The sequence below is a fragment of the Streptomyces sp. NPDC090108 genome, from assembly GCF_044747185.1.
In the GTDB taxonomy this organism is placed as follows: domain Bacteria; phylum Actinomycetota; class Actinomycetes; order Streptomycetales; family Streptomycetaceae; genus Streptomyces.
Genome location: NZ_JBIVDQ010000002.1, coordinates 1,118,232 through 1,130,365, shown reverse-complemented (window position 1 = coordinate 1,130,365; position 12,134 = coordinate 1,118,232). Strand labels below are relative to the sequence as shown.

8 protein-coding genes are annotated in these 12,134 nt (G+C 72.8%); 3 read left to right on the top strand and 5 right to left on the bottom strand.

Annotation, left to right across the window (positions count from 1 at the left end; all coding sequences use genetic code 11):
* Window positions 1-23: 23 nt before the first annotated feature.
* Window positions 24-1,436: an FAD-binding oxidoreductase gene (locus tag ACIPRD_RS09980; protein ID WP_401561744.1), complete on the top strand. Its 1,413-nt coding sequence runs from the start codon at window positions 24-26 to the stop codon at window positions 1,434-1,436.
* A 24-nt stretch (window positions 1,437-1,460) separates the two neighbouring features.
* On the opposite strand, the gene ACIPRD_RS09975 is transcribed toward ACIPRD_RS09980, so the two are convergent.
* From ACIPRD_RS09975 to ACIPRD_RS09955, 5 genes are all read right to left on the bottom strand, one after another.
* A complete protein-coding gene (locus tag ACIPRD_RS09975; RefSeq protein ID WP_356410169.1) occupies window positions 1,461-2,483 on the bottom strand; it encodes a LacI family DNA-binding transcriptional regulator in 1,023 nt (340 codons plus the stop codon).
* A 97-nt stretch (window positions 2,484-2,580) separates the two neighbouring features.
* Window positions 2,581-3,666 (bottom strand): rhamnose ABC transporter substrate-binding protein, encoded by a 1,086-nt coding sequence (gene rhaS, locus ACIPRD_RS09970; protein ID WP_401561741.1) that lies wholly within the window; start codon window positions 3,664-3,666, stop codon window positions 2,581-2,583.
* A gap of 15 nt (window positions 3,667-3,681) precedes the next feature.
* Window positions 3,682-4,920: an ABC transporter permease gene (locus ACIPRD_RS09965; RefSeq protein ID WP_401561739.1), complete on the bottom strand. Its 1,239-nt coding sequence runs from the start codon at window positions 4,918-4,920 to the stop codon at window positions 3,682-3,684.
* Entirely contained in the window at window positions 4,913-5,971 is a 1,059-nt protein-coding gene (locus tag ACIPRD_RS09960) for an ABC transporter permease (protein ID WP_356410178.1), read from the bottom strand. Before ACIPRD_RS09960 ends, ACIPRD_RS09965 begins: the two co-directional genes overlap by 8 nt.
* Window positions 5,968-7,464 (bottom strand): sugar ABC transporter ATP-binding protein, encoded by a 1,497-nt coding sequence (locus ACIPRD_RS09955; protein WP_401561736.1) that lies wholly within the window; start codon window positions 7,462-7,464, stop codon window positions 5,968-5,970. The genes ACIPRD_RS09960 and ACIPRD_RS09955 overlap by 4 nt, the downstream gene beginning before the upstream one ends.
* A gap of 200 nt (window positions 7,465-7,664) precedes the next feature.
* Here ACIPRD_RS09955 and ACIPRD_RS09950 point away from each other — a divergent pair, with 200 nt between their 5' ends.
* Window positions 7,665-10,865 carry an alpha-L-rhamnosidase gene (locus ACIPRD_RS09950; protein ID WP_401561733.1) on the top strand — a complete coding sequence of 1,067 codons (3,201 nt, stop codon included), beginning with the start codon at window positions 7,665-7,667 and terminating at the stop codon, window positions 10,863-10,865.
* 39 nt (window positions 10,866-10,904) lie between these two features.
* Window positions 10,905-12,104: an L-rhamnose isomerase gene (gene rhaI / locus ACIPRD_RS09945; RefSeq protein ID WP_401561730.1), complete on the top strand. Its 1,200-nt coding sequence runs from the start codon at window positions 10,905-10,907 to the stop codon at window positions 12,102-12,104.
* Window positions 12,105-12,134: the final 30 nt, after the last annotated feature.

The following is a 12,134-nucleotide window of genomic DNA, read 5'->3' as shown; positions in this document are numbered from 1 at the left end:
CACTCGTACGGAGGGAGCCGGCCATGTCGGTCGACACGTCGAGGGGGATCCTGGGGGACGCCACCGTCGCCGAGCTGGAGGCGGGGCTGCGCGGCAGCGTCGTGCGTCCCGGCGACCCCGGCTACGACGAGGCCCGCACGGTCTGGAACGCGGCCCACGACAAGCGTCCCGCCCTGATCGTGCGCTGCGCCGGGACCGCGGACGTGGTGCGGGCCGTCGACTTCGCGCGCAGTCAGGATCTGCTCGTCGCGGTGCGCGGCGGCGGGCACAGCATCGCCGGCTTCTCGACCTGCGAGGACGGCATCGTCATCGACCTGTCGCCCATGAAGGGCGCCTTCGTCGATCCTGTGGAGCGCAGGGTGGTCGCGCAGGCCGGGATGACGTGGGCCGACCTCGACCACGAGACGCAGGCCTTCGGGCTCGCCCTGACCGGCGGACTGGTCTCCTCGACCGGGATCTCCGGGTTCACGCTCGGCGGCGGCGTGGGCTGGCTGCTGCGCCGGCACGGGCTGGCCTCGGACAATCTGGCGGCGGTCGAGATGGTCACCGCCGACGGCCGGGTGGTGCGGGCCTCCGAGGAGGAGAACCCGGAGCTGTTCTGGGCGCTGCGCGGCGGTGGCGGCAACTTCGGGATCGTGACCTCGCTGGAGTTCCGGCTGCATCCGGTCGGACCGCAGGTGCTGGGCGGGCTGATCGTGTTCCCGCTGGAGCAGGCGGAGCAGGTGATCACCGGGTGGCGCGAGCTGCTTCCGGAGCTGCCCGACGACCTGACGACGCTCGTGAACCTGACGACGGCGCCTCCGGTGCCGTTCCTGCCGCCGGAGGTGCACGGCACGCGTGTCGTGGTGCTGGGCGCCGTGTACGCGGGCGACCCCGCCTCCGGTGAGGCGGCGGTGGCGCCGCTGCGCGCGCTGGGGACGCCGGTCGCCGACATCCTGGGTCCGATGCCGTACACGGCCGTGCAGCGGATGCTGGACCCGCTGTGGGAGGCCGGCGCGCACAACTACTTCACGTCGGCGTTCGTCGAGCCGACGGACGAGGCGCTCGACGCCGTCCTGCGGCAGCACCTGGCGACGCCGACGCCCGCGTCCGAGGTGCATCTGCACCAGCTGGGCGGTGCGTTCGCGAGGGTGCCCGCCGATGCCACGGCCTTCAGCCAGCGCGAGCCGAGCCTGCTGTGCAACGTGATCGCGCGGACCTCCGACCCGGCGGACTTCGGCGAGGCGGTCGCCTGGGCACGGGCGGCGCGGGAGGAGATAGCGGGCCACGGCCGGGGCACGATGTACGTCAACTTCACCGGGGACGGCGCCGAGGACAAGGTGCGCGCCTCGTATCCCGAGGAGGTCTACGCACGGCTCGTGCGGGTCAAGGACGCCTACGATCCGACGAACATGTTCCGCCTCAACCAGAACATCCGCCCCTCCGAACGGACTTGACCGCGAGCGGGTGAGCGGCGGGAGTCAGCGCGGCATCAGGCTGGAGCCCCGGACGACGAGTTCGGGCTGGAGGACCACGCGGCGGTGCGTGTGGCCGCCGGTGGTCCCGGACTCGGTCTCCTCCAGGAGGAGTTCGGTGGCGAGGGCGCCCATGGTGACGGCGGGCTGGCGTACCGAGGTGAGGGGGACGGCCGAGGCGGCGGCGAACTCGATGTCGTCGTAGCCGACGATGGCGATGTCCCGGGGGACCTGGACTCCGGCGGCGTAGAGGGCCTGGAGGACGCCGAGGGCGAGCAGGTCGTTGGCGCAGAACACCGCGGTGGGGCGGTCGGCGAGGCCGAGGAGGCGGGCGCCGGCGTCGCGGCCGGCGGCCACGTCGAGGCGTTCGGTGGGCAGTTCGCGCAGTGCGCCGGGGGCGAGGCCGGCCTGGGCCAGGGCGAGGAGGGCGCCCTCGCGGCGGTCCTTGACCTGCTGGAGCTGGGGCGGGCCGCTGACGTAGGCGATCGAGCGGTGGCCGGTGTCGAGGAGGTGGCGCAGGGCGAGGGCGCCGCCGGCGACGTCGTCGACGGAGACCGAGCACTCGGTGGTTCCCTCGGCGACGCGGTCGACCAGGACGAACGGGATGCGGTGGCGGCGGAAGGCGTCGATGTTGCGGCCGGTGGCGTCGGCCGGGGTGAGCAGGACGCCGCGGACGCGGTGTTCGGCGAACAGGGCGAGGTAGTCGGCCTCTTCGGCGGGGTTCTGGTCGCTGTTGCAGACCATCACGCCGATTCCCGCCTCGCGTGCGGCGCGTTCGGCGCCGCGGGCGACGTCGACGAAGAAGGGGTTGCCCATGTCGAGGACGAGGAGCGAGATGATCCGGCTGCGTCCGGCGCGCAGTTGGCGGGCGCTCTCGCTGCGTACGTAGCCGAGCCGGTCGATCACGGCCTGGACCCGCAGCCGGGTCTCCTCGGTGACCGTGTCGGGGCGGTTGATGACGTTCGAGACGGTGCCTACGGAGACCCCCGCGTGCCGGGCCACGTCCTTGATGCCGACTCTGCCTGCCATGCGCGCCTGTGCTCCCGTTCTGCCGTCCCCCGCCCGCGCCCAGCCTATGCCGGGCGCGGGGCACCGCTCCCGGCCGCGGGCCGGGACGCGTCCCTGGTCAGAACTTGTACCGGTCGATGGTGTCCTTGTCGAAGACGGTGGGCTCGCCGAGGTCGACGACGCCCTTGTCGCCGATCGTGAAGGTGCCGAGGCCGCCGGCCCGGAAGGTCTCGCCCCGCTGTCCGGTGATGCGGCCGGAGGACAGGGCGACAGCGGCGTGCGCGGCGAGGGCGCCGAGCTTGGCGGGGTCCCAGAGCTCGAAGGCGTCGACGGTGCCGTTCTTGACGTAGCGGCGCATGTCGTTCGGGGTGCCGAGGCCGGTCAGCTTCACCTTGCCCTTGTACCTGGAGCCGGACAGGTACTGGGCGGCGGCCTTGATGCCGACGGTGGTCGGGGAGATGATCCCGGCCAGCCTCGGATGTTCCTGGAGGAGTCCTTGGGTCTGCTGGAAGGACTGCTGGGCGTCGTCGTTGCCGTAGGCGGTCCCGACCAGCTTCATGTTCTTGTAGCGGGGTTTGGCGAGTTCGTCCTTCATGAACCCGATCCAGGTGTTCTGGTTGGTGGCGGTCTGCGCGGCGGAGAGGATCGCGATCTCGCCCTTGTAGCCGAGCTGTTCGCCGAGGAGCTGGACCTCGGTGCGGCCGAGGGCCTCGGCGCTCGCCTGGGAGACGAAGACGTCGCGGCAGCCGGCGTCGGTGTCGGAGTCGTAGGTGACGACCTCGATGCCGTTCCTCATGGCCTGCTTGAGGGCGGTGCACAGGGCGCCGGGGTCCTGAGCGGAGACGGCGATGCCGTCGACCCGCTGCTGGGTGAGGGTGTTGACGTAGGAGACCTGGCCGGAGGTGTCGGTGGCGCTGTTGGTGCCGACCTCCTTGAAGGAGGAGCCGAGGTCCTTCAGTGCCTGTTCGCCGCCCTGGTCGGCGACGGTGAAGTAGGGGTTGTTGACCTGCTTGGGCAGGAAGGCGACGGTGAGGCCCTTCTTGACGGGGGCGTGCGGGTCGGCCTTGCCGTGGGAGGCCCTGGCGGCGGTGTCGTCGTCCTTGACGGAGTTCTTGGTGGTGCCCCCGCACGCGGTGGCGGTGAGGGCGAGCGTGACGACGGCGGCGAGTGCCGCACACGCCTTGCGGATTCCGGGAGCGGGCATCGCGGTGGGGTCCCTTCAGGAGGCGCGCGGGAGGACGGTGGCGGCGGCTCTGCGGCCGGCCCGGGCGGCGGCGGTCCGGCGTACGACGCGCGGCCCCAGCACGGAGACGACGAGGAGGACGCCGGTGACGACGATCTGGGACTGGGCGGAGACGTCGAGCAGGCTCATCACGTTCTGCAGGGTGCCGAGCAGGAAGACCCCGGCGAGGGCGCCGCCCAGGGTGCCCCGGCCGCCGTCGAAGTCGATGCCGCCGAGCAGGACGGCGGCGACGACGGAGAGTTCGAGTCCGGTGGCGTTGTCGTAGCGGGCGCTGGCGTAGTGCAGGGCCCAGAAGAGGCCGGTGGCCGAGGCCATGAGGCCGGTGGCGGTGAACAGCAGGAGTCGCTGTCTCCGCACGCGTACGCCGGCGAACCGTGCCGCCTCCTCGTTGGCGCCGAGGGCGAAGAGGGACCGGCCGAACGGGGTGGCGTGCAGGGTGACGGCGGCGATCGCGAGGAGGGCGAGGAAGGGCGGCAGGGCGTACGGGACGAAGGTGCCGTCGATGCGGCCCGCGGCGAGGTCGAGGTACCGGGCGGGGAAGTCGGTGACGGCGTCGGAGCCGAGGACGATCTGGGCGATGCCCCGGTAGGCGGCCATGGTGCCGATGGTGACGGCCAGGGACGGCAGTCCGAGGCGGGTCACGAGGAGGCCGTTGGCCAGTCCGCAGACCGCGCCGAGGAGGAGGCAGAGCGGGATGATCGTCTCGATGGGCAGGCCGGCGTTCCACAGGGCTCCCATCACCGCGCCGGACAGTCCGGCGGTCGAGGCGACGGAGAGGTCGATCTCGCCGGACACCACGAGCAGGGTCATGGGCAGGGCGATCAGCGCGGTGGGCAGGGTGTTGCCGATCAGGAACGACAGGTTGAGGGCGTTGCCGAAGCCGTCCACGAAGGAGAAGGAGAGCAGGAGCAGGACGAGCAGGAGCGCGCCGACGGCCGTGTCCCAGCGGACGGCGCGCGCGAGGGAACCGCCCCGGCCGGCGGCGCGGGACGGCGGCGCGCCCTGGCGGGGGGCGTGCGGCGCGGGCGCGGGGGTGTCCTCGCGGGCCGTACGCGGCGAGTGGGTGTCCTGGCCGGCGGTGCGCGGCGAGGGCCCTGGGATGTCCTGACCGACGGTGCCCGGCACGGGTACGGGGGTGTCCTCGCGGGTGGCGCGTCGCGTGGACGCGGCGGAGTCGTCCTGGCCGGCCGTACCCGGCGCGGGCGTGTCAGCCATGGTGGCCGTCCCTCCGGTTCGACGCGGACCTCTTCTTCAGGGTGCGGGCGACGCGCCGGGCCACGATCCGGTCGACGGCGATGGCGAGGACCAGCAGGACGCCGTCGACGGCGAGGACCCACACGGAGCTGACGCCGAGGGCGGGCAGCACGCTGCCGACGGTGGTGAGCAGCAGGGCGCCGAGGGCCGCGCCGTGGACGGTGCCGGAGCCGCCGGTGAACGCGACGCCGCCGACGACCACGGCGCTGACGACGGTGAGTTCGTAGCCACTGCCGGTGGAGCTGTCGACGTTGCCGAAGCGGGCCAGGTAGAGGGCGCCGGCGAGTCCGGTGAGCGCGCCGCAGGCGGTGTAGGCGGCGAGGACGCGACGGCGTACGGGGATGCCGGCGAGGAGTGCCGCCTCCGGGTCGGAGCCGAGCGCGTACAGTTCGCGGCCCCCGCTGTAGTGGCGCAGGTAGGCGCCGGTGGCGAGGAGCGCGGCGAGGGCGATCAGGGCCAGGTAGGGGACGGCGAGGACGCCGCCGGAGCCGAAGTCGGTGAAGCCGGCGGGCAGGTCGGAGGCGGTGATCTGGCGGGAGCCGACCCAGAGGGAGTCGGCGCCCCGGATGATGTAGAGGCTGCCGAGCGTGACGACGAGGGCGGGGACCTGGCCGAGGCTGACGAGGGCGCCGTTGAGCAGGCCGCAGCCGGTGCCGAGGACGGTCGCGAGCAGGACGGCCGCCGGGGCGGCGCCGCCCGCCTGCAGGTGGCTGCCGGCGGCGAAGGCGGTGAGGCCGAGCACGGAGCCGACGGACAGGTCGACGTTGCGGGTGATGACCACGAGTGCCTGGCCGGTGGCGACGAGCACCAGGATCGTGGCGTTGAGCAGGAGGTCCTTCACGCCCTGGGTGGAGAGGAACGCGCTGTTCCCGGCCCGGGCGACCGCGATCATCGCGAAGAGGACGAGGAGGAGGGCGAGTTCGCGGATGCGCAGGACCCGTTCCGCGAGCCGGGCCGCGCCGGATCCGCGCGGGGCGGCGGCGGGCGCGGAGGGATGTTGGGTGATCGTCATCCGGTCCTCCCGGTGGCCGCCGCGAGGACGGACTCCTCGGTGGCGTCGGTGCGCGGCAGGTCGGCGGTGAGGCGTCCTTCGTGCATGACGAGGACGCGGTCGGCCATGGCGAGGATCTCCGGCAGGTCGGAGGAGATCATCAGGACGGCGACGCCCTCGGCGGCGAGCGCGGAGAGCAGCCGGTGCACCTCGGCCTTGGTGCCGATGTCGATGCCGCGGGTGGGTTCGTCGACGATCAGCACCCTGGGCCGGGTGGCGAGCCATTTGGCGAGGACGACCTTCTGCTGGTTGCCGCCGGAGAGGGTGCTCACGGCGTCGGCGATGCGGGCGTGCTTGACCTGGAGTCTGACCGCCCAGTCGGCGGCGCGGCGGCGTTCGGCGCCGCGGTCGACGATTCCGGCCCGTACGGTGCCGCGCAGTCCGGTGAGGCCGATGTTGCGTTCGATGGACATGCCCATCACCAGGCCCTGGGCGCGCCGGTCCTCGGGGACGAGGGCGAGTCCCGCGGCCATGGCGGCGCTCGGGGATCCGCCCGCCAGCGAGGTTCCGCAGACCTCGACCGATCCGTTGTCCCACCGGTCGACGCCGAAGACGGCCCGCGCGACCTCGCTGCGGCCCGCCCCGACCAGGCCGGCGAGGCCGACGATCTCGCCGCGCCGCACCGCGAAGGAGACGTCGGTGAAGACTCCCTCGCGGGTCAGCCGCCGTACGTCGAGGGCGACTTCGCCGGTCTCGGCCGGCTGTTTCGGGTACAGCTCGCCGAGGTCCCTGCCCACCATGCGGCGTACGAGATCGTCCTCGGTGAGGCCGTCGAGGGGTTCGCTGGTGACCAGTCGGCCGTCGCGCAGGACCGTGACGTGCCGGCAGAGCGCGAAGATCTCCTCCAGGCGGTGCGAGACGAACAGGATCGCGGCGCCCTGTTCGCGCAGGGCGCGGACCACGCCGAAGAGGCGGTCCGCCTCGCTTCCGGTGAGGGCGGCGGTCGGCTCGTCCATGACGAGGACGCGGGCGTCGAAGGAGAGCGACTTGGCGATGTCGACGAGCTGCCGGTCGGCGAGCGAGAGGCCGCGCGCGGGCTGTCCGGGGTCGAGATCCACGCCGAGACGGGCGAACAGGTCCCGGGCCGCTCGCTTCGCGGCCCGGTGGTCGACGCGTCGGAAGGAGCGGCGGGGCAGGCGGCCCATGAAGATGTTCTCGGCGACGGACAGGTCGGGGAAGAGCGCCGGTTCCTGGTGGATGACGGCGACCCCGGCGTCGCGGGCGTCGGCCGGGCTGTGGAGGACGACGGGTTCGCCGTCGAACAGCAGGCGGCCGGTGTCGGGGCGGTGGACGCCCGCGAGGGTCTTGATGAGGGTGGACTTTCCGGCGCCGTTCTCGCCCGCGAGGGCGTGGGCCTGACCGGCGCGCAGTTCCAGGGAGACGTCGTGGAGCGCGCGCACGGCACCGAAGGACTTGCTCAGGCCCTGCACGGCCAGGACGGGGGGCTCTGGCATGGGTCACACCGATCGGTCGTGAAAGGTTTCAGCCAACGTCCAGGGAAGCTAAGCCCGCGTCAACTACCGCGTCAATGGGCGGTACTTGGATTTGTTGTGGATGCACGGATGCCCACCCCTCCCCCTTGACGCTCTCGGCGGGCGCCCCTACCTTCACCTCTCGTGAAACGATTCATTGGCGAGTCGTTACGGAGCCGACCGTGATCAGCAGAAGACAGCTGCTTGGCACCACCGCCGGTACCGCCCTCGTGACCGCGGTGGGCACCGCGGCCGCCGCCGGCGCCGCCGCCGCACCGGCACCCCCTCACGGCGGGGGCCGGCCCCTCCGGGTCTCCCGGCCGACCGTCGAGTACGTGAGCACCCCGCTGGGACTCGATGTGCCCCGTCCCCGGCTGAGCTGGCCGCTGGAACCCGAGGGGTACGGGCAGGCACAGAGCGCCTATCAGGTCCGGGTGGCCACCGCGCCCGGCCGGCTGGACCGTCCGGACGTGTGGGACAGCGGCAAGGTCGTGTCCGAGGAATCGGTCCTGGTGGCTTACGCGGGGCCGGAGTTGAGGGCGCGGACGCGCTATCACTGGCAGGTCCGCGTCTGGGACGGTGCGGGCCGCGCGGGCGAGTGGAGCGAACCCTCCTGGTGGGAGACGGGTCTGCCCGCGGGGGCCGACTGGGCGGCGCGGTGGATAGCCGCTCCCGCCGCCCTCGTCGGCGCACCCTCGCTGGAGGGCGCCTCGTGGATCTGGTTCCCCGAGGGCGATCCCGCGAGCAGCGCCCCGGCGGCGACCCGCTGGTTCCGCGGGCGCGTCGAGATCCCCGCCGGGGTGACCAGGGCCCGTCTGGTCATGGGCGCCGACGACGGATTCACCGCCTGTGCGAACGGCGTGCCGCTCGCACAGGTCGAACCGGACGGCCCGGCGGACAACTGGCGGCGCCCCGTCGTGGTGGAGTTCGCCCCGGAGCCGGGCACCACGGTCGTCGCCGTCGCCGCGACCAACGCCACCCCCGGCCCCGCGGGCCTGATCGGCGTGGTCGAGCTGACGACTTCGGACGGCGTGCGCACCGTCCCGACCGGTGGCTCGTGGAAGACGGTCGACAAGGAGCCTTCCGGCGACTGGAGTTCGGCCGGCTACGACGACGGCTCATGGGCGGCCGCCGAGGTGCTCGCCCCATGGGGCGGGGGCCCTTGGGGCAAGGTGGTGCCCGCGTACTCCCCCGCCGCGCGGCTGCGTCACGCGTTCCGGCTCCCCGCCGGGAAGAAGATCGCCCGCGCCCGTCTGTACGCGTCGGCGCTCGGCCTCTACGAGGCCTGCCTCAACGGCGCGCGGGTGAGCGAGGACCGGCTCGCACCGGGCTGGACCGACTACCGCAAGCGCGTCCAGTACCAGACGTACGACGTGACGCGGTGGCTCACGCCGGGCGCCAACGCGCTCGCGGTCACCCTCGCGGCAGGTTGGTACGCGGGGAACATCGCCTGGTTCGGGGCTCACCAGTACGGTGACCGGCCCGCGTTCATCGGCCAGTTGGAGGTGACGTACACCGACGGCTCGACGGACCGCGTGCTCTCCGGCACCGACTGGCGTGCGGCGACCGGCCCGGTGACCAACGCCGACCTGCTGTCGGGCGAGGACCACGACGCCCGGCGCGAGACGGCGGGCTGGACCGGCCCCGCCTTCGACGACTCCGCCTGGACACCCGTCGAAGAACTCGGCAAGGCGACTCCCCCGCTGGTCGCCCAGGTGGACGCGCCCGTCCGCGTGGAGAGGGACATCGCCGCCAAGAAGGTGACCGAACCCCGGCCGGGCGTCTTCGTCTTCGACCTGGGCCAGAACATGGTGGGCGTGGTCCGCCTGCGTGTCCGCGGCGAGGCGGGCACCCGCGTGCGGCTGCGGCACGCGGAGGTGCTGAACCCCGACGGGACGCTCTACACCGCGAACCTGCGGACCGCGCGGGCCACCGACTCCTACACCCTGGGAGGCGGCGGCACCGAGACCTTCGAACCACGCTTCACTTCCCACGGGTTCCGCTACGTCGAGGTCACCGGCTATCCCGGCAGACCGCCGCTGGACGCGGTCACCGGACGCGTGATCCACACCTCCGCCCCCTTCACGATGGACTTCCGCACCGACGTCCCCCTGCTCAACCAGCTTCACAGCAACATCACTTGGGGGCAGCGCGGGAACTTCGTGTCGGTGCCCACCGACACCCCGGCCCGCGACGAGCGGCTCGGCTGGACCGGTGACATCGGCGTCTTCGCGCCGACCGCGACGTACACGATGGAGTCGGCCCGGTTCCTGACCAAGTGGCTGGACGACCTGCGCGACGGGCAGGCGGCGGACGGCGCGTTCCCCGACGTGGCGCCGTTCATGGACACCGGCGCGGGCGTGGCGGGCTGGGGCGACGCCGGGGTGACCGTGCCGTGGGCGCTGTACCGGAGTTACGGGGACGTACGGGTCCTGGAGCGGGCCTGGGACTCGATGACCCGGTGGCTCGACTATCTCAAGGCCCACAGCACCGGGTTCCTGCGGCCCGACGAGGGCTTCGGGGACTGGCTGAACGTCCAGGACGAGACCCCGAAGGACGTCATCGGCACCGCCTGCTTCGCGAACAGCGCCGATCTGGTGGCGCGGGCCGCAGAGGTGCTGGGCAGGGACCCGGCGCCGTACCGCGCCCTCGCCGGCGGTGTCCGGGACGCCTTCCGGGCCGCGTACGTCACCGCCGGCGGCCGGGTGAAGGGCGACACCCAGACGGCGTACGTCCTGGCCCTGTCCATGGACCTGCTCGCCGAGGCCGACCGCGCCGCCGCGGCCGGCCGGCTGGTCGAACTGATCGAGGCCAGGAACGGGCATCTGTCGACGGGGTTCCTCGGCACCCCGCGGCTGCTGCCCGTGCTCACCGACACCGGGCACACCGACGTGGCCTACCGGCTGCTCACACAGCGCACGTTCCCCGGCTGGGGCTACCAGATCGACCGGGGCGCCACCACGATGTGGGAGCGCTGGGACTCCATCACACCGGACGGCGGCTTCCAGGACGCCGGCATGAACTCCTTCAACCACTACGCGTACGGCTCCGTCGGCGAGTGGATGTACACCCACATCGCCGGGATCGCCCCCGCCGCACCCGGCTTCCGGAAGATCCTCGTCCGGCCCCGCCCCGGCGGTGGCGTGACCGAGGCCCACGCCCGCCACGACTCGGTGTACGGCCGTATCTCCACGGACTGGAGGACGGACGCCGGCGGCTTCCGCCTCACCCTGACCGTACCCCCCAACACCACCGCCGAGGTATGGGTACCCGAGGACCGCGGTCCGGCCCGCGCAGCCGGTGGCACGGCCGCGTTCCTGCGCCGGGACGACGGGTGCGCGGTGTTCACCGCGGGTTCGGGCACCCACCGCTTCTCCAGCTGACCAGACCAACGGAAGACCGTCCTCCAGAAGGGCTGCGCGATGACCGCCGGAACCAGCAAGGACGCCGCCGGGGGCGGGCCCCGGTCACAGGCCGCCGTGAAAGCGGCGCTGACCGCCCAGGCCGTCGAGACCCCCTCCTGGGCGTACGCCAACTCCGGCACGCGCTTCAAGGTATTCGCGCAGCCCGGCGTCCCCCGTACCCCGTTCGAGAAGGTGGACGACGCCGCCCAGGTGCACGCGTACACCGGGGTGGCGCCGAGCGTCGCGCTGCACATCCCGTGGGACCGCGTCGAAGACTACGGCGCGCTCGCCGCCCACGCGCGCGAGCGCGGGCTGCGGATCGGCACGGTCAACTCCAATGTGTTCCAGGACGACGACTACCGGCTGGGCTCGGTCACCAACCCCGATCCGGCGGTGCGCCGCAAGGCCGTCCGGCATCTCCTCGACTGCGTCGACGTCATGGAGGAGACAGGCTCCAGGGACCTGAAGCTCTGGTTCGCCGACGGCACCAACTACCCCGGCCAGGACGACCTCCGCACCCGCCAGGACCGGCTCGCCGAGGCCCTGCACACGGTGTACGACCGTCTCGGCGAGGACCACCGGATGCTCCTGGAGTACAAGCTCTTCGAGCCGGCCTTCTACGCCACCGACGTGCCCGACTGGGGCACCGCCTACGTCCACTGTCTCCGACTCGGCCCGAAGGCACGGGTGGTGGTGGACACCGGGCACCACGCGCCGGGCACCAACATCGAGTTCATCGTCGCGACCCTGCTGCGCGAGGGGAAGCTCGGCGGTTTCGACTTCAACTCCCGCTTCTACGCGGACGACGACCTGATGGCCGGCGCCGCGGACCCGTTCCAGCTGTTCCGCATCATGTACGAGGTGGTGCGCGGCGGCGGGTTCACCCCGGACGTGGCGTTCATGCTCGACCAGTGCCACAACATCGAGGCGAAGATCCCCGCCGTCGTCCGCTCGGTGATGAACGTCCAGGAGGCCACCGCCAAGGCGCTCCTGGTCGACGCCGAGGCCCTGGACGCGGCCCAGCGCGGCGGGGACGTGCTGGCGGCCAACGGGGTCCTGATGGACGCGTTCAGCACGGACGTGCGCCCGCTGCTCGCCGAGGTGCGGACGGAGGCCGGCCTCGACCCCGACCCGGTCGCGGCCTACCTCCGTTCGGGGAGGCAGGAACGGATGGCCAAGGAGCGGGCGGGCGGCGAGCAGGCGGGGTGGGGCGCGTGAGCGGCGGGACGGGGACCGGGCCCGACGGGG

What these genes read in the sequence shown, in the direction of transcription:
- ACIPRD_RS09980 (WP_401561744.1), top strand. Translation starts at nt 24, where the DNA reads ATGTCGGTCGACACGTCGAGGGGGATCCTGGGGGACGCCACCGTCGCC.
- ACIPRD_RS09975 (WP_356410169.1), bottom strand. Translation starts at nt 2,483, where the DNA reads ATGGCAGGCAGAGTCGGCATCAAGGACGTGGCCCGGCACGCGGGGGTC.
- rhaS (WP_401561741.1), bottom strand. Translation starts at nt 3,666, where the DNA reads ATGCCCGCTCCCGGAATCCGCAAGGCGTGTGCGGCACTCGCCGCCGTC.
- ACIPRD_RS09965 (WP_401561739.1), bottom strand. Translation starts at nt 4,920, where the DNA reads ATGGCTGACACGCCCGCGCCGGGTACGGCCGGCCAGGACGACTCCGCC.
- ACIPRD_RS09960 (WP_356410178.1), bottom strand. Translation starts at nt 5,971, where the DNA reads ATGACGATCACCCAACATCCCTCCGCGCCCGCCGCCGCCCCGCGCGGA.
- ACIPRD_RS09955 (WP_401561736.1), bottom strand. Translation starts at nt 7,464, where the DNA reads ATGCCAGAGCCCCCCGTCCTGGCCGTGCAGGGCCTGAGCAAGTCCTTC.
- rhaI (WP_401561730.1), top strand. Translation starts at nt 10,905, where the DNA reads ATGACCGCCGGAACCAGCAAGGACGCCGCCGGGGGCGGGCCCCGGTCA.